General features: G+C 61.8%; 18 protein-coding genes and 1 pseudogene. 11 read left to right on the top strand and 8 right to left on the bottom strand.

Annotated elements, in window-relative coordinates:
• Positions 1-66 precede the first annotated feature (66 nt).
• Positions 67-891, bottom strand: a complete 825-nt coding sequence (locus ACEK02_RS24125; RefSeq protein WP_371424045.1) for a DUF4886 domain-containing protein — start codon at positions 889-891, stop codon at positions 67-69.
• 55 nt (positions 892-946) lie between these two features.
• On the opposite strand from ACEK02_RS24125, the gene ACEK02_RS24120 reads away from it, so the two are divergent.
• Entirely contained in the window at positions 947-1,258 is a 312-nt protein-coding gene (locus ACEK02_RS24120) for a hypothetical protein (protein WP_371424044.1), read from the top strand.
• Positions 1,259-1,354: 96 nt separating this feature from the next.
• Here the strand turns inward: ACEK02_RS24120 and ACEK02_RS24115 are convergent, their stop codons facing one another.
• Positions 1,355-2,197, bottom strand: a complete 843-nt coding sequence (locus ACEK02_RS24115; RefSeq protein WP_371424043.1) for an SDR family NAD(P)-dependent oxidoreductase — start codon at positions 2,195-2,197, stop codon at positions 1,355-1,357.
• Between the two features lie 245 nt (positions 2,198-2,442).
• Between ACEK02_RS24115 and ACEK02_RS24110 the strand changes: the two genes are divergently transcribed.
• Complete coding sequence (locus ACEK02_RS24110) at positions 2,443-4,131, top strand: methyl-accepting chemotaxis protein (protein ID WP_371424042.1); 1,689 nt, start codon at positions 2,443-2,445, stop codon at positions 4,129-4,131.
• A gap of 44 nt (positions 4,132-4,175) precedes the next feature.
• Here the strand turns inward: ACEK02_RS24110 and ACEK02_RS24105 are convergent, their stop codons facing one another.
• Positions 4,176-4,976, bottom strand: coding sequence for a transglutaminase-like cysteine peptidase (locus ACEK02_RS24105; RefSeq protein ID WP_371424041.1), 801 nt, complete (start codon positions 4,974-4,976; stop codon positions 4,176-4,178).
• Between the two features lie 566 nt (positions 4,977-5,542).
• Here ACEK02_RS24105 and ACEK02_RS24100 point away from each other — a divergent pair.
• The 4 genes from ACEK02_RS24100 to ACEK02_RS24085 all read left to right on the top strand — a co-directional run bounded on the left by ACEK02_RS24100 (position 5,543) and on the right by ACEK02_RS24085 (position 15,405).
• Positions 5,543-9,967 carry a cadherin-like domain-containing protein gene (locus ACEK02_RS24100; RefSeq protein ID WP_371424040.1) on the top strand — a complete coding sequence of 1,475 codons (4,425 nt, stop codon included), beginning with the start codon at positions 5,543-5,545 and terminating at the stop codon, positions 9,965-9,967.
• 140 nt (positions 9,968-10,107) lie between these two features.
• Complete coding sequence (locus tag ACEK02_RS24095; protein WP_371424061.1) at positions 10,108-11,865, top strand: type I secretion system permease/ATPase; 1,758 nt, start codon at positions 10,108-10,110, stop codon at positions 11,863-11,865.
• A complete protein-coding gene (locus ACEK02_RS24090) occupies positions 11,862-13,169 on the top strand; it encodes an HlyD family type I secretion periplasmic adaptor subunit (RefSeq protein ID WP_371424039.1) in 1,308 nt (435 codons plus the stop codon). Before ACEK02_RS24095 ends, ACEK02_RS24090 begins: the two co-directional genes overlap by 4 nt.
• A gap of 10 nt (positions 13,170-13,179) precedes the next feature.
• Positions 13,180-15,405: a CHASE2 domain-containing protein gene (locus ACEK02_RS24085; RefSeq protein ID WP_371424038.1), complete on the top strand. Its 2,226-nt coding sequence runs from the start codon at positions 13,180-13,182 to the stop codon at positions 15,403-15,405.
• A gap of 346 nt (positions 15,406-15,751) precedes the next feature.
• Here the strand turns inward: ACEK02_RS24085 and ACEK02_RS24080 are convergent, their stop codons facing one another.
• The 4 genes and pseudogenes from ACEK02_RS24080 to ssuD all read right to left on the bottom strand — a co-directional run bounded on the left by ACEK02_RS24080 (position 15,752) and on the right by ssuD (position 19,247).
• A complete protein-coding gene (locus tag ACEK02_RS24080) occupies positions 15,752-16,354 on the bottom strand; it encodes a flavin reductase family protein (RefSeq protein ID WP_371424037.1) in 603 nt (200 codons plus the stop codon).
• Between the two features lie 25 nt (positions 16,355-16,379).
• A pseudogene (locus ACEK02_RS24075) lies at positions 16,380-17,024 on the bottom strand (ABC transporter ATP-binding protein); the annotation flags it as partial.
• A 239-nt stretch (positions 17,025-17,263) separates the two neighbouring features.
• Entirely contained in the window at positions 17,264-18,070 is an 807-nt protein-coding gene (locus tag ACEK02_RS24070; RefSeq protein WP_371424036.1) for an ABC transporter permease subunit, read from the bottom strand.
• A gap of 19 nt (positions 18,071-18,089) precedes the next feature.
• Positions 18,090-19,247 (bottom strand): FMNH2-dependent alkanesulfonate monooxygenase, encoded by a 1,158-nt coding sequence (gene ssuD, locus ACEK02_RS24065; protein WP_371424035.1) that lies wholly within the window; start codon positions 19,245-19,247, stop codon positions 18,090-18,092.
• A 612-nt stretch (positions 19,248-19,859) separates the two neighbouring features.
• Here ssuD and ACEK02_RS24060 point away from each other — a divergent pair.
• The 5 genes from ACEK02_RS24060 (at position 19,860) to ACEK02_RS24040 (ending at position 24,189) form a co-directional block, all read left to right on the top strand.
• Entirely contained in the window at positions 19,860-21,581 is a 1,722-nt protein-coding gene (locus ACEK02_RS24060) for a putative bifunctional diguanylate cyclase/phosphodiesterase (protein WP_371424060.1), read from the top strand.
• A 95-nt stretch (positions 21,582-21,676) separates the two neighbouring features.
• Entirely contained in the window at positions 21,677-22,081 is a 405-nt protein-coding gene (locus tag ACEK02_RS24055; protein WP_371424034.1) for a YccF domain-containing protein, read from the top strand.
• A gap of 115 nt (positions 22,082-22,196) precedes the next feature.
• Positions 22,197-23,258 carry a polysaccharide deacetylase family protein gene (locus ACEK02_RS24050; RefSeq protein ID WP_371424033.1) on the top strand — a complete coding sequence of 354 codons (1,062 nt, stop codon included), beginning with the start codon at positions 22,197-22,199 and terminating at the stop codon, positions 23,256-23,258.
• Positions 23,259-23,465: 207 nt separating this feature from the next.
• Entirely contained in the window at positions 23,466-23,642 is a 177-nt protein-coding gene (locus ACEK02_RS24045) for a hypothetical protein (protein ID WP_371424032.1), read from the top strand.
• 46 nt (positions 23,643-23,688) lie between these two features.
• Positions 23,689-24,189 carry a hypothetical protein gene (locus ACEK02_RS24040; protein ID WP_371424031.1) on the top strand — a complete coding sequence of 167 codons (501 nt, stop codon included), beginning with the start codon at positions 23,689-23,691 and terminating at the stop codon, positions 24,187-24,189.
• Positions 24,190-24,197: 8 nt separating this feature from the next.
• On the opposite strand, the gene ACEK02_RS24035 is transcribed toward ACEK02_RS24040, so the two are convergent.
• The gene (locus ACEK02_RS24035; RefSeq protein ID WP_371424030.1) at positions 24,198-25,286 is read right to left on the bottom strand and encodes an acyltransferase family protein; all 1,089 of its coding nucleotides are present in this window, start codon (positions 25,284-25,286) and stop codon (positions 24,198-24,200) included.
• Positions 25,287-25,721: the final 435 nt, after the last annotated feature.

Genomic DNA, 25,721 nt, shown 5'->3' with positions numbered 1-25,721 from the left:
TCTTAAATTGCCGGGCAAACACATAGATGGCCGGGGCACGCCCGGCCATGACGGAGAATGTGGCGCTCACTTCCCGTAATAGTCCTGCACCGTTTCCCACGCCGCCGTCTGCAGTATCTTCGCAGTCGCTTCATCGAGACCCGCGAGATACGGATTGCCCACCGGCGAGCGGCCCGTCAGCGCACTGAAGACCACGCAGGACGCAAGGTATGTGCCTGCCATGCTCGGATGACGCCTGTCGGGCTGGTACAGAGTGAGCTCGGGCTGCTTCGCGCGCATCCTGGCAAATGCCAGACCTGCCGGAATCACCAGGGCATTATTGTCATTGCCGGCGACGGTATAGGCCTCGGCCAGTTGCTGCGTCATCTCCGGCTTGTCCTCATAGGCCCAGGACATGAAGAAGACCGGTTTCGCGCCGTGTGCCCTGACGATGTCCGCATCCTTTTTCGCATATTCAGTAAAGACCGACGTCAGCTTGGGATGGATCGGGCACTGGCTGCAATCCATCATGATCGCAGCATCGAACAACGGCTCGCGCTTGTTGAAGATGATGTTGTTATTATCGTCGAAGGAATAGGACGCGATGGCATTGGGTCGGAAATAGCTCTCGACATCGTGCCATTCGAAGCCGGAGCCGCCGATGGTCACCGAGGTCGCCTGATAGCTCGTCCTGTTGGCGGGATCGGCGGCACGTACCATTCCCAACACGTGGCTGTGCATGCTGTTGTTGAAATAGAAGAAGCTGTTGCCGATGAAGATCTCGGTCTTCGGAAAATCCGGACCAAGCGTCGTGACCTTGGGCCTGGTTTGGGCCTGCGCCGCAACAAGCATACCGGCCGTAGCAGCAAGGGTCGCCACAGCGACAAGTATGGCTCGCAAAGTTCTGGACATGGAATGCCTCGCGGTTCTAATTATAGACGTATCGATAGCACGGGGCGGTGTAGCCATGCCCAAAGACTTCGATTCTCATGACTTCGATTCTCATGACCTTGATCCCCTGATCCTCGATCTGCTGGAATGGATCGCGCGCGAACCCAGATCCTATGCTGACGTGCTAGACACATGGCGGACATCGTGCCCGCGACTGACGGTGTGGGAAGACTGCACCGACCGTGGATTTGCCACGCGCAGGCACATCGACGGACATGGCTCCGTCGTTCAGGTGACCGGCGCAGGTTTGTCCTTTCTGCAGCGGCATCGCCGCATCGCGCCAAAGACGCCAGCCTCAACCACCGCAACTGGTTCAGCGGCATCGTAAGCTGCGCGCCTTCATCGGCCACAGACACATAGCGGGCTTCAAGCAGCCGCAGTGCGATCACATCGCATGTGATGGACATTCTTCGCACCCTGCCCGTCAGCCATTGTCCTGGCCGAACGCCTTGCGCATCGCGACATAGCCCTGCTGCTGCTGGCTCCAGTTGCGGCCGCCGGTGACACCGCCATCGACCACCAGGTCGTTGCCATTGACGAAAGACGACTCGTCGCTGGCGAGAAAGACGGCGGCATGGGCGATATCGTCGGGCAGACCCGCGCGCGGGATCGGCTGTGCAGCCTTGAACACCTCGCGCATCTGCACCGGCGTCTGCTCGGCTGCTTCCACCGATAATCCCAGCGCCTTGCCGAAGATTCCGGTCGCAATGGCGCCTGGCGAGATGCTGTTGACGCGCACGCCGCTCTCGCCGAGCTCCATCGCCACGCATTTGGTCAAATGGATGACCGCAGCCTTGGCGGCGCCATAGACCACCGAGGACGAATAGCCGGCGAGCCGGCCGGCAATGCTGCCGTTGTTGATGATGCTGCCCGAACCCTGCTTCTTCATATGCGGGGCGGCGTGTTTCATGCCGAGCATGACGCTGCGCACGAGTGTCGCCATAGCTGCATCGAAACGATCGACTTCGAGGCCTTCGATACCGCCGGTCTGCGCCGGACCACCGGCATTGTTGAACAGACAATCGATACGGCCGAATTTCTCGACCGCGTGACCGATCAATGCGCTCATCTGCGCTTCATCGGTGACATCGGTCTGACGGAAACTGCAATTTGCGCCGAGCCTCGAAGCAAGTGCCTCGCCTTCCGGAGCACGACGCCCGGCAATCACAACTTTCGCACCCTGCTCGATGAAGACTTCCGCTGTACGGAACCCGATACCGCTCGTCGCGCCGGTGATGACAGTGACCTTGTTGTCGAGACGCCCCATGATCGTTTCCCCGTTGTTTTTATGATCTGCATTTGACGCCTCTGAAGCGCGACAGCGCAAGGCGTATTTGGAGTCAGTGCGACCCGCAGCCCACTGAATTTGCAAGCATCGTGGCGAATTTTCAAAGCCGCAACCATCATTGACGCACGAAGATTACGATTAATGAAGTTCTAAGACGCATCTGCGTATCGTGCAGCATTGTACCGCCATCCAGGCATGGCTCGCGATTGCTGGAGAACCTTTCCGTGAAGTTGCTCAATGATCTTCCGATTTCTGCCAAGCTTGGACTTCTCCTCACCGTCACTCTGCTCGGCCTCTGCGTGGCCGGTCTGCAAGCGACGCGCCTTGTCAGCGCCGAGATGCGCACTGCCCGCATGGAGCAGGTTCACGCCATTGTCGAAACGGCGCGCAATATGGCCCTCGGCCTGCAGAAGCAGGTGGCGGCCGGCGAGTTGACAAAGGACGCTGCGATCCAGGAATTCCTCAAGCGCGCCCGCACGATGACTTATGACAAGGGCAACGGCTACATCTTCTCCTATGACATGAACGGCATCGCGCTGGTGACGCCCGATCCGAAACAGTACGGCACCAACAGGCTGGACATCCCGACCAACGGCCGTGCCCTGACCCGCGAGTTGCGCGATGGCATCGCCGCCAAGGGCGATGTCACGCTGTACTATGAATACATGAAGCCTGGCACGACCGAGCCGATCCGCAAGTTCTCCTATGCGGTCGCCGTGCCCGACTGGAATCTGTTCGTCGGCACCGGCGCCTATCTCGACGATCTCGATGCGAAGCTGACGCCGATCATCTGGTCACTGGCAACAGCGATCCTCGGTATCGCTGCTATTGCCGGACTGATCGCCTGGTTCATCGCTCGCAGCATCACGAAACCGCTGAGCCAGCTCGGCACATGCATGCGAGACATCGCTGACGGCAAGCTGGAAGCCGAGATTCCCGGCGCCGGCCGCCGCGACGAGATCGGTGCGATGGCCACGACGGTGCAGGTGTTCAAGGACAACGCTATCCGCATGCATGGCCTTGAGCAGGAGGAGGTCGCCGTCCAGCAGCGCGCGGCAGCAGAACGCAAGTCGGCAATGAACAGCCTTGCCGATGGCTTCGAGCAAAGCGTCAACGGCGTCGTGAAATCGGTTGCGACGTCCGCGGCCGGAATGCAGGCCACCGCATCCTCCATGACCAACACCGCAACCGAAACCACCGATCGCGTCGCCAGCGTCAGCATGGCATCCGAGAAGGCGCTGAACAACGTACAGACCGTTGCCGCCGCAGCGGAAGAACTGACCGCCTCCGTCGAGGAAATCTCGCGGCAGGTCGCGCAATCGACCGAGATCGCGCGGCAGGCCGTCGGCGAAGCCGACCGAACCAACGCAACGGTTCAGCTCCTGTCCGGCGCGGCTGAGAAGATCGGCGTTGTGGTTCAGTTGATCGACACGATCGCCGCACAGACTAACCTCCTGGCGCTCAATGCCACCATTGAGGCCGCCCGTGCCGGCGAAGCCGGGCGTGGCTTCGCCGTCGTCGCCTCGGAAGTGAAGGCCCTGGCAACGCAGACGGCCAAGGCGACGGAGGAAATCTCGGCGCAGGTCGCCAGCATGCAGTCGACAACCGGCGATGCCGTCTCGGCGATCGGCAATATCAGTGCGACCATCGAGAAGATGAGCGAAATTTCGATGGCGATCTCGTCGGCCGTCGAGGAGCAAGGCGCTGCGACCCGTGAAATCGCCCGCAATATTCAGGCAGCGGCCACTGGCTCCAGCGAAATCGCCACCAATATCGGCAGCGTCAACGCGGCAGCCTCCGCCACAGGACAAGCGGCCGGCCAGGTTCTCAACGACGCACGTGAGCTCGACGGGCAGGCCGGCATGCTGCAATCGGCGGTGACGGACTTCCTCACCAAGGTCCGCGCGGCCTGAATCAGGCGACCGATCGAAGCTTCCATCGATAAGGGCCGTTCCGCTTACAGCGCGGGGCGGCCCGATGCTCTTTTGGCGCTGGATGCCAGCGTGGTCAGAGCCGCTTCATCCGCAACGGGACCCTGCGTAGCTGCGAGTAGCGGCGCATCGATATATTGCCGGATACCGTTGTGATCCATCACGAAGAGCGGCCTTGAGTTCTTCATATTGACGTCCTCGACCATCGCCATGCGACGGTTGTCGAGCATGAACCAGCGGCCATCGAGACGGGCTGCCGCAACGGCGTGGTCTTCCTGGCGCAGCGTGTCGCGCAGGATCACGACCCGCAGATCATCGGCCGCGACACCGGCGGCGCGCAGCGCGGTGAACTTGGCAATGGCATAGTCCTCGCAATCGCCTGCGCCAGTGGCGAGCAGTGCCAGGGGCGAGCGCCACACATCCATTGCGCCATAGAGCGCAAGATCATCACCCGGTCGAACGGCCAGATTGATCGAACGATTGACCTCGCCCATGCGGGCGCGCCCATCACGTGCGCTGGCGTCGCCGATGATGGCCAGGAACTGCGCCGCCTCCGGCGAGCAACGGGCAGGCGTCTCAGCACAAAGCTCGAGGGCGAGCTGTTCGTCGTCGTGCTCGCGCTCCACCCCACGCCACTTGGCTTTGAGTTCGCCGTCCGGCAGCGCCGATGTGGCCAGGCCAAACGGCTCCGAAGGCCGTTCGACAGCGCCGATTGCCTGGTCAGGAAAGGCCGTTCCGGCCATGAGATCAGCGGGCGCCGCGAAAATCGCCAGCCCCAGAGCCAGCACAGACGCGCAGCGCATGCGCATAACAGCAGAAGTCCACATGATAGACGCCCCGTCTGTCCGAGCATCGGCGAGCGGGACTGCTCACACGTGACCGGATCGTTTGTGGGGCGATCATGAGGCGGCTGATTTTCGGCCTGATTAAAAGGGGTTAGTCGGTTCGACGAAGTTCGTGGACAGGCTGAAAAGGGCCTCGCCGGTTTGGCTACAATTTTATCGAAATCGTCGACAACCGGACATTCGGAGGATTATATTACCTCAAACATTCGTCCCGCAGGTATCGAGTTCCTCACCAGGGAACACCGACTGAACTCTGATTATCGTTAACGGAAATTCACTATATGGATCAGTGACATCCGGATGATTTCACAAATCAGTCGATAGACGGAAAAAAGATGCGCGGGCGTCCACTATCGCATTGCACCCTGCGGTGGTATGCATGGCTCGCAAATTAGCCAATTAATAACCATAACCATGCGCGGTCGGAATTGAGCTACGCGGGTACATTCGATTTTTTGCAATCTGGCGCTGCGCCGACCGAACCGGCAGCTGGCGGCGGTGGTATTGGCCATACGTTTTCCGCCCATACAGCCGGCCCCACGATTGTCGTGCAGGATGCCAACCTGCTGTTCTCCGGCGACTACAAGCGCTCCGGCGTCGATCTCGTGCTGTCCAAGGACGGGCACGAACACGTCCTCTCCGACTATTTCAAGGGTTCGCTGCGCGCAGCTCTGTCGTCGCCTGATGGCGCGCAGCTGTCCGGCGATCTCGTCACCGCCCTTGTTGGCGAAGTGCAGCTCGCCCAGCTCGGCGGCGGCGCCAATGCTGCAGCCCAGGTCATCGGCACCGTCAGCAAGCTGAGCGGCAGCGCCACCGCTATCCGCAACGGCGTGTCGGTGATGCTGAATGTCGGCGATCAGGTGCAGAAGGGCGACGTGGTCCAGGCGGGCGGGGACTCATCGCTGACCCTGACTTTCGTCGATGGCACCGTGTTTGGCCTCTCGGCCAACGCACGCATGGTACTGAACGAGATGGTCTACGATCCCAACGGATCGTCAAACTCATCCCTGCTCAGCCTCGTTCAGGGCACGATCACCTTCGTTGCCGGCGAAACTGCCAAGCATGGCAACATGCGCGTCGATACGCCGGTTGCCACCATGGGCATTCGCGGCACCGCCGTGCTGGTCGAAATCGGTTTCGAGGTTCCGGGACAAGGCAGTGCGCTGCCGGTGAAATTCCAGGTTCTGGTCGAGCCCAACGGCGTGACCGGTTCCTACGTGCTGTATAGCAAGACGAGCGGCCAGATCATCGGCACCGTGAATGCAGCCGGTCAGGTGACCAGCGTGCTCGGCAATGGTGATACGTCCACCGGCATCGCCGACCCGCTGACGCCGATCGCGCGGGCGATCATTGAGCAAACGCTACAGACCTATTTTCCAAACTACGTTCCGAACGCCAATCCGCGCAGCAATGGCTCGGGCGGCGGATCCTCGCCAGCCGATCCCAATTCCGGCACCAGCCCGGACCCGCTGAAATTCATTCCGCTGCCAGATGTGTTGCCGGGCCAGCCCTTCCAGGTGCCAATCAACCTGCCGGGCGACTCCCCGATTACGCCACCGACCATCGTTACGGTTACGCGCTTCAACACGGCGCCGACCATCACCGTTGCGCCGGTTGTCGTGATGCTGCCGATCGACAAGACCAGCTTCGAGATCAAGGATCAGGTCCAGATCACCGATCCGGACGTCGGCGACGTTCCGACTCCCTACGTCCCCGGTACTGCGCATATCATTTCTGCGACGGGCCCGAGTGGCACGCCCAGCTCGCTCGATCTCAAGACACTGATCACCGTAGATCCGGCGACCGGTCATGTCAGCTACGATCCGGCGCTGTTCAAGTTTCTCGGCGCGGGTCAAAAGGCCGTCTACACCATCGGCTTCGACAGTCAGTCAGGGCCGGATACGACGCATCAGACGCTGACCTTCACCGTCGATGGCACCAATGACGCGCCGGTCGTTGCATCTGCGCTGACCGCTGCGGCCAGCCAGGATGACGGCGCGCAGAGTTTCAACCTGCTGGCCGGCGCTTCCGACGCGGACCTTGGCGAAACGGCGACCCTGACCGTTGGTAACGTCAAGTTCGCGCTGAATGGCGGCGCCGCACAGCAGGCAGCCCCGACCGGCGTGACGCTGACAGGCACCACCCTCCATGTCGATCCACACGCCTTTGCCTATCTTGGCGAAGGCCAGACGGCGACGATCACTGTCACCTACAATATCATCGATGCCCACGGCGCGAGCGTGGCGCAGACCGAGACGATCACGATCACAGGCGTCAACGACGCGCCGGCGATCACCGGCACATCGATCGAAGTCGTCCTCGGCGGCGTGACGGTGCTGAGCGATACAAGCTTCACGGTCAGCGATCCCGACGGAACGACCGACTTCACTTTCACGGTGAGCAACGTCACTGGCGGCGCGTTTGAAATATGGGACGGCACCGAATGGGTGCCGGCAACGAATTCCGTGTTTCAGCGCCTGAGTGTAGCCAACGAGACGGGCACCTCCGAGACCTCTTACACTTTCACGAGCGAGCAGCTCGCCCAACATCATGTCCGCTTCGTCAGTGACGGCACCACCAGTCAGCCCACCTTCACGGTGCAGGTCGACGATGGGGGCAGCCACAACAATCTCAGCGCCCCCTATGAGGGCACGGTCGCGCCCGGTCAAAACCATGCCCCGGTTGCCGGCAGCGATGTGACGCTGGCACCCATCGCGGAAGACCATTGTCTGATCATCACAGAAGCGCAACTGCTGGCCCATGCCACGGATGCCGACGGCCAGACGCTGCACGTGACCGGCCTTGAAATTGCGAACGGCTGCGGAACACTCACCGCAAACGAAGACGGCACCTGGACCTTCACGCCTTCGGCCAATTACAACGGACCCGTGTCATTTACGTATCGGATCTCCGACGGCGTGACGTCGGTTGATGGCCATGCGGCGCTCGACGTCACGCCGGTCAATGATTTGCCCACCGGAGAGGTCACGATCGCCGGAACATTTCAGGAGGGCGCGACGATCACCGCCCAGACCGGCAGCGTGGCCGATGTCGATGGGCTGGGGCCGTTTCACTACCAATGGTATCGCTTGAGCCCCGGCTCCAATGCCCCCGTCGCGATTTCGCAGGCCACGGGCAGCAGCTACATCCTCACTGCCGCAGATGTCGGCCTGACCGTCTATGTCATCGTCAGTTACACCGACGGCGACGGGACTAACGAAGCGATCATCAGCTCTGCAACCCATGCAATCATCGGCCTCGGCGCTTCAAATGTCTGGACCGGTAATGCCGGCGACCACAATTGGACCACGCCGGGCAACTGGTCGCTCGGAATCGTCCCGACGGCAGACGAGATCGTCTATATCGATACGGGGACAGTCACCTTCAATCTCAACGGCCTGCTGGAAATCGCCGGGCTGCACATCGGAGCCGAGGCCGAGCTCGATTTGACCGGCACCGGAACGCTGAATGTCACCGGCACACTGGTGAATGACGGCGATATCCAACTCGCACCGGGCACGACGCTCGAGGTCAATGGCGTCGTGCAAAATACCGGTACGCTGCTGATCGATGATCACACGGCCGGCGCGACCCTGCTGATCCATGGCACGGTCACGCTCGATGGCGAAGGCACCGTGACGCTCGACGGAAGCGCCGACCGGATCACCGGCGATTCGCTCAGCTCGAAGCTCGTCAATGCCGACAATACGATCAATGGCTACGGCAAGCTCGGCGACGGCAAGCTCAGCATCCTCAATGAATGCGACGGCAAGATCATCGCATCCGACTATTCGCACGCACTGATCATCGACACCGGCAAGGGCAGCCTGATCAATTTCGGTGTCATCGCGTCGATGGCCACCGGCGGTCTCGAAATCAAGGGCGATCTGGTCAATTACGGGACCATCGAAGCCTATGCCGGCCTGTTCGAGATCGGCGGCAATGTCACCGGTCACGGCACCGCGAAGATCAGCGGCGGTACGCTGGAGTTCGGCGGCTGGTCGGATGCCAATGTGACATTCTCCGGCATCAGCAGCGACGAATTGATCCTGGATCGCGGATCCCACTTCGTCGGGACCGTCTCCGGTCTGTCCTATGGCGACTCGATCGAATTGCAGGGCATTTCACCCTGGCAGCTCTGGTTCGACCAGCACAACGGCGTCGTCGACGTCCATTACGGCTGGGGCAAGAACGACTACTTCACCCTGACCGATCCAGGCGTACTGAAACATCTCGATATCGACTCCGACCACCACGGCGGCACCGAGATGACCTGGAAGAACGACGCGCCGGACATCGACACGTCATCGACCGAACTTTCCAAACTCCGCGACGGCTCTTTCAAGATTTCCGATATCTCGGTGTCGGACAAGGATTGGTCCGGTGGTGAGAACTATCAACTGGACATCAACGGCACGGGGGTCAAATCAGGATCATTGTCGTCCATCGATCATTATCTCGAAGATGGCTTCATTTTTAAGCCGACCAACTCGGACACACCTCAGGCAACCGTTTCCGTCACGGTCACCGACGGGTTCGGCGCCAGCGATCATGTCAATTTCATCTTCAATACAGCGTTTCTTCAGCCCAATACGCAGGTGTCACTGAACGGCACGGCCGGAAATGACGTCATCTTCGCGACGGGCAATAGCGATACGTTGACGGGTGGCAAAGGCGCCGATCAATTTGTCTTCGGGCCACATAGCGGCTCGGCTGACAAGGATGTCATCACGGACTTCGAAGTCGGCATCGACAAGATCGTGCTCGACCACATTCGTGGTGTGCCCAATCTTTCAGGCCCCTTCGGCGATTTGAAGCTGACCCTTTGGGAGCTGTCGGGCGGAATCGAGCAAAAGGGAAATAATACCCTGATCCACCTCGATGGCGGTGACACGCTACAACTCAATAACGTGCACATGTCCCAGCTGCACGCCAGCGACTTCATCGTGCACCCCTATTCCAGCGTGGCGTAACGCGGCTCCACCGTTAACCGTCCCGCGGACGGCACCTGCACAAGTCGCCTGACTGATGGCATAATGTCCGCCTGATCGAAGCTTGGGGTGGTGCTTGGCGCCTGACGACTTCTCTCCGCATGATCCGCAAAGGTTTGACGATGCAGCGTAGCCTGTCACGAACCTCCAGCCTGCCGGCGCGGACCGAGCTCGGCGATGCCTTGCGCGCCTGCCGCGGTGCCTTTCTGGGCGTCGGGCTGATGAGCTGCATGATCAATATCCTGTATCTGACCGGCTCATTCTTCATGCTCGAGGTCTATGACCGCGTGCTGCCGAGCCGCAGCGTGCCGACCCTCGTCGGTCTCATCATCCTGGCCGGCGGACTCTACGTGGCCCAGGGTGTTCTCGACCTGCTGCGCGGCCGCATTCTGGTGCGGATCGGCAGTTCGCTGGATGAGGCGCTGAGCCCCCGCGTGTTCCAGACCGTCGTGAGGCTTCCGCTCCTTGCCGGCGGGCACAACGAAGGCCTGCAGCCGCTGCGCGATCTCGACAACGTTCGCTCATTCCTCTCCGGCATGGGACCGAGCGCGCTGTTCGACCTGCCCTGGCTGCCGCTCTATCTGGCGATCTGCTTTGCCTTTCATCCGATGATCGGCGTCACTGCATTGGTCGGCGCGCTGCTGCTGGTGGGCCTGACGATCCTTACGGAAATCATGACCCGCGAACCTGCGCGCGAGGCCAACGGTCTTGCGGCTCGCCGCAGCGGCATTGCTTCGGCCAGCCGGCGCAATGCCGAAGTCGTTGTCGCGATGGGCATGGCCGGACGGCTGACAGAGCGCTGGCGCGAGGCCAATGAAACCTATCTGGCCGGCAACCAGCGCACCAGCGATGTGGCCGGCGGCCTCGGCGCCATCGCCAAGGTGATGCGCATGATCCTGCAGTCAGCAGTGCTCGGCGTCGGCGCCTATCTCGTGATCAATCAGGAAGCGACCGCCGGCATCATCATTGCCGGCTCGATCCTCAGCGCCCGCGCGCTGGCGCCGGTCGATCTGGCGATTGCGCACTGGAAGGGGTTTGTCACCGCAAGGCAGAGTTGGCATCGGCTCAACGGGCTGCTGCACGCTCTACCCGAACAGGCAGCGCTGACCCAGCTGCAAAATCCATCCCAGAAACTGACCGTCGAAAGCGTCAGCATCGCCCCGCCCGGTGAGCAGAAGATCACGGTCAGCGACATCACTTTTGGACTGGCGGCCGGCAACGGCCTCGGCATCATCGGACCGTCGGGCTCCGGCAAATCATCATTGCTGCGCGCGCTGGTCGGCGTCTGGAAGCCGGTGCGTGGTCATGTTCGGCTCGACGCCGCGGCGCTTGAGCAATGGGCGCCGGACGATCTCGGCCGCCATATCGGCTACCTGCCGCAGGATGTCGAACTGTTCGCAGGCTCCATCGCCGACAATATCTGCCGTTTCAATCCCGACGCGAAGGATGACGACATCATCGCTGCCGCACGGCAGGCCGGCGTACATGACCTCATCGTCGGCATGCGCGAAGGCTACGACACACAGGTCGGCGATCACGGCGGCGTTCTCTCGGCCGGCCAGGCCCAACGCATCGCGCTGGCGCGGGCGCTTTACGGCGATCCGTTCCTGATCGTTCTGGACGAACCCAATTCCAATCTCGATACCGAAGGCGACGAAGCGCTGACCAAGGCCGTACGCGCGGCCCGCACGCGCGGCGCCATCGTCATCGTCGTGGCACACCGGCCGATCGGCATCGAAGGCGTCGACATGCTGCTGGTGCTGAAGGACGGTCGCATGCAGGCATTCGGACCGAAGGAGACCGTGCTCGGCCAAGTGCTGCAGCGCCCGGCGCCGCAGCCGATCAAGATCGTCGCCGACGGCGGAGTTGCCAAGCCATGACCGCCCCGCTCACAGGTTCGCGCCGTTCCATTCGCCTGCATCTGATGATCGGCCTTGCCGTCGTGCTCATTCTGGCCGGAGGTTTGGGCGGCTGGGCTTCGACCGCGCAGATCTCCGGCGCCCTGATTGCGCCGGGCTCGGTGGTCGTCGATTCCAACGTCAAGAAAGTCCAGCACCCGACCGGCGGCGTGGTCGGCGAAGTGCGCGCGCGCGACGGCGACGTGGTGAAAGCCGGGGATGTCGTGGTGCGCCTCGACGATACCGTGACCAAGGCCGGCCTCGCCATCGTCACCAAGAACCTCAACGGATTGTGGGCCCGCGCGGCACGGCTGGAAGCGGAGCAGCGCGGTGCTGAATTCATCACCTTTCCGACGCTGCTGCTCGAGCAGATCGCCGACGACGACGTGAAGAATGTCATCGCCAGCGAAACAAAGCTGTTCAATGTGCGCTCGACCGGCCGCGTTGGGCAAAAGCAGCAGCTGCGTGAACGCATCGCCCAGCTCAACGAGGAGATTGCCGGCCTGACAGCGCAGGAGACCGCCAAGACCCGCGAGATCGCCTTGGTCGAGAAGGAGCTCGTCGGCGTCCGCGGTCTGTTCGATCAGCAGCTCGTGCAGATCTCGCGCCTGACCGTGCTGGAACGCGACGCCGCGCGCCTCGCCGGCGAACGCGCGCAGTTCATCGCGGCCCGCGCCCAGGCCAAGGGCAAGATCACCGAAATCGAGCTGCAGATTTTCCAGATCGACAAGGATCTCGTCAGCGAGGTCTCCAAGGATCTGCGCGAGACCAATGACAAGATCGGCGAGTTCGTCGAACGCAAGGTCACCGCCGAGGACCAGCTGCGCCGCATCGACATTCGCGCACCGCAGGACGGCATGGTGCTGCAATCCACGGTGCACACCATCGGCGGCGTCATCACCGCCGGCGACGCCATCATGCTGATCGTGCCGCAGACCGACAATCTGTCGGTGGAAGCGCGGGTCAATCCGCAGGATATCGACAAGCTGCAGATCGGCCAGAAGACGCTGCTGCGGCTCTCCGCCTTCAACCAGCGCACCACGCCGGAGCTCAACGGCGCCGTCAGCCGCGTCTCGCCGGACACGACGACCGACCAGCGCACCGGGCAGAGCTATTACACGATCCGGATTTCGATGCCGGCGTCGGAAGTCGCCAAGCTCGGCGATGTGCGCCTGATCCCCGGCATGCCCGTCGAAGCCTTCGTGCAGACCGGCGACCGCACCATGCTGTCCTATCTCGCCAAGCCGCTGAGCGATCAGTTGATGCGCGCCTTCCGCGAGAAATGATCCAGCAACCATGAAGCGCATGCAGCAAGTGAGACGACTGGCGTCGCAGTTCGGTCGCGCACGTGCATTCTGTCTTGTCTTGCTGCTGGGCCTCGCAGCGCTGCGTATCGCCGACCCGCCCGCGATCGAGGAATTGCGGCTACGCGTTTTCGATACCTATCAGGTGATTCAGCCGCGGGTGAAAACGGCGAAGCCCGTCACCATCATTGATATCGACGAGAAGAGCATTGCCAAATACGGCCAGTTTCCATGGCCACGGACACTGCTCGCCCAACTGGTCACGCGGCTGACTCAACTCGGCGCCGTCGTCATCGCCTTCGACGTCGTGTTCCCCGAGCCCGACCGGCTGAATCCGGCGCTGGCTGCCGACAGCTTTGCCGGCCTCGACGACGAGCTGCGAGCCCGGCTGAAGACGCTGCCAAGTAACGATCAGGTATTCGCCGACGCCATCCGGCGATCTCGCGTGGTGCTGGGCGAATCCGGCCTGCCTTATGAGGTTCCGGGGCTCGACAAGGCGTTGCCGACCACCGGCCTCGCAACGCTTGGCGGCGAGCCGCAGCGGTTTATGGTGGATTTCCCGGGGCTATTACGCAATGTCGACGTGCTGGAGAAAGCTGCCGCAGGCCGCGGCCTGTTCTCGATCCGCAACGAACGCGACGGGATCGTGCGCCGCGTGCCAATGCTGATGCTGACCCAGGGCGTGACGATGCCCTCGCTGAGCTTCGAGATGCTGCGCGTCGCCTCGGGTGCCGACACGATCCTCGTCAAGTCCGATAGCGCCGGCATCAAGAGCATCCGCGCCGGAGGCTTCGAAATTCCGACCGACAGCAACGGCCAGCTCTGGGTGCATTTCGCCAAGCACGATCCCGGCATCTATGTCTCGGCATCCGACGTGCTCGACGGCACGGTGCAGCCCGGCATGATCGCGCGGCATCTGGTGCTGATCGGCACCTCGGCGGTCGGCCTGCTCGATACCAAGACGACACCGCTCGATGCCGTGATCCCCGGCGTCGAGGTTCATGCCCAGGTGCTGGAGAGCGCGCTGACAAAAGCCGTTCTGTCGCAGCCGGCTTATACACGGGGCGCCGAACTGTGCATTGCGATCATTCTCGGCATCATCGTGATCTGGCTGGCCCCGATGTTCGGGCCTGTTATTCTGGTCATCATGGGCGCAGTATTCGCGGCGTTGCTCGCCGGCACGTCCTGGTACTTCTACACGCAGCATCGCCTGCTGATCGACTTCACTTATCCGCTGCTCTCGACCACACTGATCTATCTCACGCTCATCTTCAGCAATTTCGTACGCGAGCAGGCGCAGCGCCGCCGCATCCGCTCGGCTTTCAGCCAGTATCTGTCGCCGGCGCTGGTCGCGCAGCTTGCGCAGTCACCGGAGAAGCTGGTGCTCGGCGGCGAGGAGCGCGAGATGACCATCATGTTCTCGGATGTACGCGGCTTCACGACCATATCGGAATCCTACAAGCACGATCCGCACGGCCTGACCACACTGATGAATCGTTTTCTCACGCCGCTGACCAATGCGATCCTCGATCGCAAGGGCACCATCGACAAATATATGGGCGATGCCATCATGGCGTTCTGGAATGCGCCGCTCGATGACGACCAGCACCAGATCAATGCCTGCCACGCCGCCCTCGACATGCTGGATCGCATCGACGCGTTGAACAAGTTGCGTGAAGACGAAGCCGCGCAGGGCGGCCACGTCTATATCCCGATCAATGTCGGCATCGGCCTCAATACCGGCATCTGCGTGGTCGGCAATATGGGATCGGACCTGCGCTTCGACTATTCGGTGCTAGGCGACAGCGTCAACCTGGCGTCGCGCCTTGAAGGGCAATCGAAAGAATACGGTTTCCCGATCATCGTCGGCTCGAAGACCGCGCTCGCCGTCAAGGACAGGTTCGCCATTCTCGAACTCGACTTCATCATGGTGAAGGGCAAGAAAGAACCGGAGGTGATCTACGCCATCGCCGGACGCGAGGACGTGACGCATTCGGAACGCTTCCAGACGCTGCGCAACCTGACCATAGAAATGCTGGCTTGCTATCGTCGTCGCGACTGGGACGGTGTATTGTTCGCCATCGATCGCGGCCGCAAGTCCGATGTCGCGAATGCGCTCGAGACGCTCTACGAGCTCTACGAGAAGCGCGTCCGCGCCTATCAGGAGACCCCGCCGCCAGCGGACTGGAACGGCTCGTTTGCATTGTTGACGAAGTGAAGCTCGTTTTCTTATCCATCCGCGCTGCCAGGATGGATTTCACTGACGTCAGCCCGTCCTTGCCGATGTGAATTTCAAACAGCCACGCTGTCGCATTCTCGCGGCGCTTGCGCGTCCGAGGTTCACCCCACGCCCGCAGGCGCCGCATCCGTGTCCCACTGCAAGACGCCTCTAGAAGCGCCCCTCGTGAACCGGACGAGCGGAGGATAGTCCTGCTTGGGATACTGTCAGCAATATAGGAAAAAATGTTTGCGAGCGAGCCAGCGACGTTGTTCCGGGGCGCCGGCCGCGCCCGGAATGATGGTGGAGAAGTCTCGCAAACACACTGAGGGGTAACGACCGGGCCTCAGATCTCCCGGAGCGCCCGCATGCTGGGCACGCTGACTTCGGCGAGTTTCAGGTTGTCTTCGTTCTGGTCGATCGCAACATACTGCCCGTCCCAATAGGTCAGCGCGGTGTGCGGGACGGAGGTGATGACATCACGGACGCGGCCGATGACGATGGCGTGGGAGTGGCGCTCGATGACTTCCTCGACGTCACAATCGATTGCCGCAAGGCTGCCCGCCAGCAGCGGCACGCCGGTTATCCGGGTCACCCACTGCGCTCCGACGAAACGGTCTGCGCCCTTCAATCCGCCCTTGCCCGAAAACCGCTCGGCCACGTCAAGCTGATCAGCCGACAGAATGTTGACGCCGAAGACGCCGTAGCGCTGCAGCAGCGGCCAGGACGACGACTCCCTGTTGACGCTGACAATCAGCGTCGGCGGATCGACCGACAGCGACGAGACCGACGTCACCGTCATGCCGGTGATGTCGTTGCCGCACCCGACGGTGATGACGCTGACGCCGCCAGCCAGCACCCGCATGGCGCCGCGGAATTCCTGCGAAGAGACCTCACGACCGGAGGACACCTCACGATCGACAACGATATTACGAACGACGGAATTCATGGCAGCCTCGCAGGTCACAATAGTCTCACAAGCCAGTGGCGTCGGCTCCCGGGCCGAGCAGATTGCGCAGGATCGAACCTTCAAGCGCCGCAAGATCTGCCGAGCCGCGCTGCCGCGGCCGCGCGATATCGACATTGATATCGTGTGCGATACGCCCGTCTTCAATCACCAGCACGCGATCCGCCAGCGCCACGGCCTCGGACACATCATGCGTCACCAGGATCGAGGTGAAGGTCTGGTCGTGCCATACGCGGCCGAGCAGTTGCTGCATCGAAATACGCGTCAGCGCATCGAGCGCACCGAGCGGTTCGTCCAGCGCCAACACGCGCGGATGGCTGACCAGTGCGCGAGCCAATGCAACACGCTGCTTCTGGCCACCTGACAGGACGGACGGCCATTGATCGCGCTTCTCAGCGAGGCCGACTTCCGTCAATGCACTTTCAGCGCGCGCCTTGGCATCGGCCGATGTCCGGTCGGCCCCCAGGCCAACTTCCACATTCGAGAGTACGCTAGCCCATGGCAACAGGCGCGGTTCCTGGAACATCACGCGGATGTCTTCCGCACGGGTTTCCTCACCGAAGCTGATCGTGCCGGCAGTCGGGGCGTCAAGGCCTGCGATCAGACGGAGCAGCGTGCTCTTGCCGCAGCCGCTCTGGCCGACAATGGCCACGAACTGACCGGCAGGAATATGCAGATCGACGCCGCGGAGCACTTCATTGCTGCCGAAAGACTTGCGGAGGCCGCGGATGGTCAATGACAGCCCGCGGGACTTCGACTCGGACGGGCGCCGCGCCTGCGTGGCGAGGGCCTGTTCGAAATCGGCGGGCGCATCGATGACCTGAGCATCGGCATGACTGAGGCGAAGAGACTGTTGCACGGTCATTTCAAATTCTCGCTTCCGAAGTTCGCTCAATGTTTCTGAAAGGCCGGATGCCAGGACAATGTCAGCCGTTCCAGCGCGCGCGAGGCGCTGTCGGCCACCTTGCCCAGCAGCGCGTAGATCAGGATGCTGAGGACGACGACATCGATCTGCATGAACTCGCGTGCCTGCATCGCCATGTAGCCAAGGCCCGACGACGCCGCGATGGTTTCGGCCACGATCAGCGTCAGCCACATGATGCCGAGCGCGAAGCGCACGCCGACGAAGATCGACGGCAGCGCACCCGGGAAGATCACGCGTCGGAACAGTTCACCATTCCTCATGCCATAGATGTGGCCCATCTCGATCAGTTGCGGATCGACGGTGCGGATACCATGCAGCGTATTCAGATAGATCGGGAAGAATACGCCAAGCGCCACCAGGAACAGCTTGGCTGACTCGTCGATGCCGAACCACAGGATGACCAGCGGGATCAGCGCCAGATGCGGCACGTTGCGCACCATCTGCAGCGTCGTGTCGGTAAGCTTGCTGCTGAGCTGCGAGAGACCGTTGGCGAGGCCGAAGGCAAAGCCGATGCTGCCGCCGATCAGAAAGCCGACGGACGCACGCCAGAACGACACCCAGATATTCTGGACGAGTTCGCCCGAAATCAGGAGCTTCCAGCCAGCCAGTGCAACATCGGTCGGCGCCGGCATCACCCGCGCCGGCACGTAACCGGTGACGCAAGCGGCCTGCCAGACGAGCAGGATAACCAGTGGCACGATCCACTGGGTCAGGCCATCGATACCAGGCAAGCGGAAGCTGCGAACGCGGGGAAGGATTTCAACGATGCTCATGATGGCGTGCCTGTCGGAATTACGAGGCGCTCTGCGCGCGATGTTCATTGGCCACGATTTCACCGACCGGGCCGGTGCGCGTCCGTAGCGATGTGACGTTGTCGTGCTGTTGCAGCGACAGCAGCGGGAAGACGAGCTCGGCGAAGCGATAGGCTTCCTCGAGATGCGGATAGCCGGACATGATGAAGGTATCGACGCCGACGTCCTGATATTCCTTGATGCGCGCCGCCACCGTCTGCGCATCGCCGACCAGCGCCGTACCGGCGCCGCCGCGCACGAGGCCAACGCCGGCCCAGAGATTCGGGCTGATCTCGAGCTTGTCGCGACGTCCGCCATGCAGCTGCATCATGCGCTGCTGGCCGACCGAGTCCTGCCGCGCCAATGTCTTCTGCGCGTTGGCGATGACATCGTCGGTGACATATTGAATGAGCTCGTCAGCAGCCTTCCACGCTGCCTCATTGGTCTCGCGCACGACCACATGAAGACGGATGCCGAAAGACAGCTTGCGGCCGCGCTTTTCAGCAGCAGCCTTGACGCGCGCAACCTTCTCGGCAACCAGTGCCGGCGGTTCGCCCCAGGTGAGATATTTGTCGACGGTGTCCACCGCGACATCGATGCCGGCATCCGACGAACCGCCGAAATAGAGCGGCGGGCGCGGCGACTGGACCGGCGGGAAGATCAGGCGACCATCCTCGATCTGGATATGCTTGCCCTGCACATTGACGGTTTTGCCCGCCAGCAGGTCGTTATAGACATTGAGGAATTCGCGGGTGACGGCATAGCGCTCGTCATGGGCCAAGAAGATGCCGTCGCCCTTGTTCTCGACGGGATCGCCGCCGGTCACGACATTGATCAGGAGACGACCGTTGGTAACACGGTCCAGTGTTGCGGTCATGCGCGCGGCGACGCTCGGCGATTGCAGGCCCGGCCGGACGGCGACGAGATAGCGGAGCTGTTCGGTCCACGGGGCTACAGCGGATGCAACCACCCATGAATCCTCGCAGCTGCGCCCCGTGGGCAGCAGCACGCCGAAATAGCCCAGCTGATCGGCGGCCTGCGCGATCTGGCGGAGATATTTGAAGTCGATGTCGCGCGCACCATGGGTCGATGCCAAATAACGTCCATCGCCGTGGGTCGGCAGGAACCAGAGAATATTGGCTTTGGATGGATTGCTCATCGGCGACGTCTCTCTCGCATCGGGCGACCATTGCGGCACCGCGAGAGGATGGTGTCATGCCATGGGTCTGTCGAGTGGCCCGGGAAAATAGCGACGCGCGCACTGTGACTTAGGTCAATGACGAGGCATTCCTTTCAAACTTCCGGGCATATGCAACGCATTTTTCTCCGCCAATCCTGCATCCCGCAGCGATCACAACCGCGTGGGCCGGAATGCAAGAGCTTGACGGGCGATCAGCACGACTGAGCGGAGAATTTCATGCTGAGATCGCGGCATGTGACACTCAGATTGCTTTGCTCAAAGGCTCATCATGAGAATGATCGTATAGGCCGTCATCGAGCAATCTGGCGCTTTCGCCGCCGTCATTGACGCTTTGTTAATGACGTCAGCACCGCTACCGCTCCAGATCGTGCGGCATTTACGCAAGTACCCGCGTTTTGCGAACCGATTTAACCAAATCGACAAGGCGTTTTGCGAGGCTCGGCCACCATGCAGAACGCATCCGCCCCAGGCTCGTCGGCCCCTCCAATGGACAGCGACCGCCCGACCGCAACCTCGTCGACCGAGGCTGCTACCGGATTCGTGGATAGGGATGCCATACGCGAATTGGAGATGCTGCGCGAGATCGTGCGCATGCTGCCGGCATCCGTCACGGTGCAGGACGAACAGGGCGACTTTTTGCTGGTGAACGATGCCGCGGCAATCCAGTTCAATGCATCGGCAGATCAATTCAATCGGCCCGACCCGCAATCGGATTTTCTGGCGCAGGCACTGACGCATCGGCGCGCCACCGCGCTCGACCTGCTGCAGTCGGGCCGATCCGCCGTCTTCGAGGAACGCGTCAATTCCGAACGCGACAGGCGGGTGTTTCTGACAACCCATCGCCCCGTTCAGATCGGCGACCGCAGCGTGCTGCTGTCCAGCGCCACCGACGTCAGTCGCCAGAAAGCGATGGAAGAAGAGCTGTTTCACCGCGCCTATTACGATGAGCTAACCGATCTGCCGTCACGGCGCGTGATCGAGAAGCACGTCGGCGATGTCATTGGCCATTCCAGCAAGGCATCACATTTCGCACTGGCCTTCCTCGACATCGACAATTTCAAGCACATCAACGACTATTACGGTCACAGCGTCGGCGACGCGCTGCTGGTGCAGTTTGCCAAGCGGCTGGCACTCGACCTGCGTGGCACCGACATGCTGTCACGCATCTCCGGCGACGAATTCCTGCTGCTGCTGAACCCGATCCAGAGCCAGCAGGAAGTCGCCGAATATCTCGATCTTCTGGTGCAGCGGCTGCGCGCACCATTTTTCATCGACGGCTCCGAAGTGTTCGCCTCGGCCTCGATCGGCGTCAGCCTCTATCCGGAACACGGCCGCGACTACGACGCGCTGCATCAGAATGCCGATATCGCGATGTATCGCGTGAAGAACGAGACCAAGGGCGCCGCGGTGTTCTTCGACTCCAGCATGGAACGCGAGGCGCTGGCCCGCATGGCCACCGAACAGGCGCTGCGGCTGGCGATCCTAGACAAGCAGTTCTGCTGCGCATTTCAGCCGAAGGTCGATATCCGGACCCGGGAGATCAAAGGCATCGAAGCCCTGGTGCGATTGCGCAACGACGATGGCGTGATCCAGGCGCCCGGTACTTTCATCAATCTGGCGGTCGAACTCGGCCTGATCGACGAGCTCACCCATCTGGTGCTCGCCGAGATCATGAAATCGATCGAGCTGATCGACGAGACCTTCGGTGCCGGCGCCAGCATCAGCATCAATGTCGCGGCCAAACAGGCCGGCAATGCGGAATTCATGCTCTCCTTTGCTCGGGCGCTCGAGGAGACCGGTTGCCCGACGCGTTTCATGGTCGAAGTGACCGAAGACGCGTTCGTGGCCAAGACGCATTTTCAGGATGACATCCTGCCGATGTTCCGTGCGCTCGGCGTCGGTATCTCCATCGACGACTTCGGCGTCGGCTATTCGTCGCTCTCGGCGCTGGCGGACATCACCGCCGACGAGATCAAGATTGACCGCTCCTTCATCACAGACATCCACAAGCGCCCGCGCAGCCAGGGCATCCTCCGCGCCATCGAGTCGCTCAGCGAGGCGCTGGGCATGACCGTGATCGCGGAAGGCGTCGAGACCTTCGAGGAACTCGCCTATCTGCAGGCCGCGACCAAGATCCGCTATGCGCAGGGCTACTATTTCTCCAAGCCGATCTTCCTGGAAGAACTCGCGCCGCAGGCCCGCAGCGGCGGCGACGCGATGCGCGGCACATCGGCGCGGCCGACGGACAATGCCCGTCCCGCCTATTCCCGCGCCGGCGGACGGGGATATTGAGGCCCTCTCCCCCCTCATTGTCATCCTGCAACCAGATCCCATCTGTTAAGAGGTTGGAAACAACGCCGTCTACCGCGCATCACCAGAGAGCCCCCATGCCCGTCGTCCCGCTGTTTCTGAATATCCTCTGGATCGTGTTCGGCGGATTGGGGATGGCGGTCGGCTGGCTGATTGCGGCGGTCGTCATGGCCATCACCATCATCGGCCTGCCCTGGGCCCGCGCCGCCTTCAACATTGCCGCCTATACGCTGCTGCCCTTCGGCCAGCGGGCCGTCGACCGCGAGGCCGTCACCGGCCGCGGCGACATCGGCACAGGTGTGCTCGGCCTGCTCGGCAACATCATCTGGCTGGTGCTGGCCGGCTGGTGGCTGGCGATCGGCCATCTCCTCGCGGCACTGGCCCTGGCCATCACCGTCGTCGGCATTCCCTTTGCCTGGGCACATCTGAAGCTCGCCGGCATCGCACTATGGCCGATCGGCAAGGTCATCGTACCGGCATAACGCGCATTGCGTTGAACAAACACGAATTTTCTCGTTGAGAGAGCGCCGCGCATACGCCTGATTAACTATTTCGCTCAATGGTGAAACGAGGTGGGCCTCGGGCGCCGGAGTGATTATGCGTAAACTTCCTTTTTTGATCGTTGCAGGTTCTTTCACGGCGGTTGTCGCTGCGGGCGCAGGCGCCTGGCATTTCTTCGGGCCCGCCGGCGCTCAGACCAGCGCAAAAGCCGACAAAGGCGAGATCACCACCGCCTCGATCGACACGCGCGCGCCGAAGTCGAATTCGACCGCATCGGCCGAACCGCCGCCGCGCGTGCAGGCCGTCGCAGCCGCACCGGCTGCCACGCCGATGCCCGCCGCTCCGGCCGTGGAGAAGCGCCCGGCCATTGCCAAGCCTGTCTGCAACAATCCCAACGCGCTCGGCGTGTCGCGCACCGTCCAGATCGACACCACCGGCGGCCCCGGCCTCGGCCTGTCGCAATATCGCGATTATGATTTTCTGCAGCCCGGCGAAGTGGTGCTGACATTCGACGACGGCCCATGGCCGGTGACGACGCCCGCCGTGCTCGCCGCGCTCAGCGCGCAATGCGTCCAGGCGGTGTTCTTTCCGATCGGCAAACACGCCACCTGGCATCCTGCGGTGCTGAAGCAGGTGATCGCAGCCGGCCATACCGTGGGCTCGCATACCTGGTCGCACAAGAACCTGGCATCTCGCCCCGCTCAGGAGGCCACCGACGAAATCGAGAAAGGCATCAGCGCCGTCTCCATGATGGCCGGCACGCCGATCGCGCCGTTCTTCCGCTTCCCGCAATTGCGTCAGACGCCGGAGCTCAAGGCTCATCTCGCCGAACGCAACATCGCGACCTTCTCGATCGACATCGATTCGCAGGACTTCAAGATTCACAAGCCCGACGCCCTCGTCACTTCGGTGATGACGCAGCTCAAGAAGAAGGGCAAAGGCATCATCCTGCTGCATGACCTGCACAAGTGGTCTGCTGCCGCCCTGCCGGAGATTCTCAACCAGCTCAAGGCGGGCGGCTACAAGGTCGTGTTCATCCGCGCCAAGGACACGCTGGCGACACTGCCGGATTACGACGCGATGGTTGCCGCCGAGGTGCAGCCGGTGAAAACCAGCAATGCCCGCCCGATCTCCAACGTGATCCAGACGGTCGACTAACACCTGATTTCCGTGGCTTGAACCCAATCGAGGCCGGGGCGGCACCGCTGCCCGGCCTTTTTGTGTTTCGTGGCAAGCCGCGCGGCGAAACAAAACGATCTCCCCACGAAACCATTATCCATCTCGACGCAGACCGCCTGAAACCGGGCATGGTTATCCCTCTGTCCAACGACGCGGCACACTGCGCCGCCCAACAGGGACAGTCGCATGCGCATCATCGGTTTCATCCTCGCCTTCTCGTTCGCCTTTGCCGGCCCGTCATTCTCCGGCACCGCGATGAACGACACGCCGGGCATCGGCACCTTCTCCTACAACGGCGCACAGGTCGCCTCTGATACGGCGGCGGCGAAATTCGCCCATCTGACGCTCACGCGTCATGCCTGATCGCATCCCTCCCCTCCGCCATCCCCAGACACAGAAAGCCATCACCATGACCTCATTCGGCGCAAATCTGATCGGACACACGCTCAAGGCCGCCACTGTCGGCGCCATCCTGATGCTGTCGGCGACGGCGAGCCAGGCTCAGTCGGCAGGCCCTTTTGCCGGCTTTGACGGCTCGTGGAGGGGCAGCGGCACGGTGTCGCTGTCGGATGGCTCTTCGCAGCAGATCCGCTGCCGCGCCACCTACAACGTTGTCGGCGGTACTGCGCTGAAACAGTCCCTGCGCTGCGCCAGCGACAGCTACAAGTTCGAACTCAGCAGCGATGTGAAGAGCCAGGGCGGTCAGGTCACCGGCACATGGGGCGAAGCCAGCCGCAACATCTTCGGCAATCTGCAGGGCAGCGCCGGCGGTGGCCAGATCGATGTCTTCGTCGAGGCCGCCGGCTTCGCCGCCAACCTGACCCTGACCACCAAGGGCAACAAGCAGCTGGTCTCGATCAGCTCCAAGGGCCAGATCCGCGACGTCTCGATCAACATGATCCGGAGCTGACGCAGAACCTATGCGGCTTGATGCTGTCGACCCACGGCATCAAGCTTACTGCCTGAGGCGAGCGCTTTGATGCCCGGCTGCCGCCTGCGCCTGATCATGCGAAGCATCGGGTTTTCAATGGTGAGATGCACGATGATGCCCGCGCCACCGGCTATAGCGACATAACACAGCATCATCATCGCCGATGCTTCGGGCGTCGGCAGTTCTAGCCATCGCTCATGACCTGTTTTCATGACGTCGAAAACGATCGGATGGGTGAGATAGATGGCGTAGGACGCATTGCCGATCAGAATCAGCGGCTGCCAGGTTATGGCGCCGCCGGCATATTCGACAAACAGCGCACTGGCGACGATCACGACCGGCGCGGCTGCGGCGAGCGCCATATAAACCGACGGCGTGACGCTGTTTGCCCATAGCGGCCCGGCGAATTGCGACCCATAGCAGAGTGCGACGAGTGCAGCGCCGATCCAGACAATGGAGCGTTGTGGTGCAGCGGGAGCAAAAACCTGCAGCGCATAGAAGATCGCGATCCCGGCGATGAAGAATTTCGTATAGTCGAAGGACAGATAGTGGCAGGCAGCCGCCGTGCAGATGGCGGCCGCGGTATAGTTCAACGCCACCAGGCATCCAACAACGATCGGCGGCGCCAGACGGCGGCTGATCGCAAGCGCTGCTGCGAAGATCAGATAGAAATAAACCTCGTAATTCAGCGACCACCCGACATTCAGGATCGGATATTTGTCGCCGATCGGCGCGAATATCAGGCTGCGGCCGACATAGGCCCAGAGTGGCTCGGACGCGTGGCCATCCAGCGGCTTTGCCCATGTCGCCGCCTCAAGCAGCGCAGATCCGAACATCACGACAAGAAGCACGGCCGTGCACAGCCAATAGAGCGGTGCGATCCGCTCCAGGCGCTTGGCGAGAAAATCGTCATCACCCTTCCGGGTGATGAAACACATGATGAAGCCGGAGATGACGAAGAAGGTGGAGACCCCGAAGAATTCGGTGTGCCAATCGCCCGCAAGTTTGTAGCCGGTGTGGAAGAACACCACGCCAAGGGCAGCTACGCCGCGCAATACCTGCAGATTTGACAGCATGGGACTCCCTCGACCGCCCGTCGCGGTCGGGGGCAAACCTCTGGCAGAGACGAGAGTTCCGCCGACCTGGAACTCTTGCGGGATAAAGAAGGCGGCGCGGTGACGCCGTGATCAGAATCCGTGGAGCCGCGCAGGCGCGCGATGTGCGAGACCGGTTGGGCCGCGCTGTGCTCGCTAATCAGGAATACAATGCGACCGGCCGGGCCGCCGCAAACGCGGCGCTTTCATCGCGCGAAAGGATGCGGGCTGACCTGCGATCGCACTGACTAAATTCCGTTCAGTTGCTGGCCGTATCACCCCTTGGGCAACCAGAAGAGCAGACTGGCGCCTCGCCCCCCTGAAGAGCCGCCAGAGCCGCGGCCAAACGACACCGCTGTCCGGGCGCGCCATTCCGAATAAAAATGCGAACTCCTATGTCATTGAAATAGCACTATA

This window comes from Tardiphaga sp. (assembly GCF_041424195.1).
Classification (GTDB): Bacteria; Pseudomonadota; Alphaproteobacteria; order Rhizobiales; family Xanthobacteraceae; genus Tardiphaga.
This window is presented reverse-complemented; position numbering and strand designations above follow the sequence as displayed.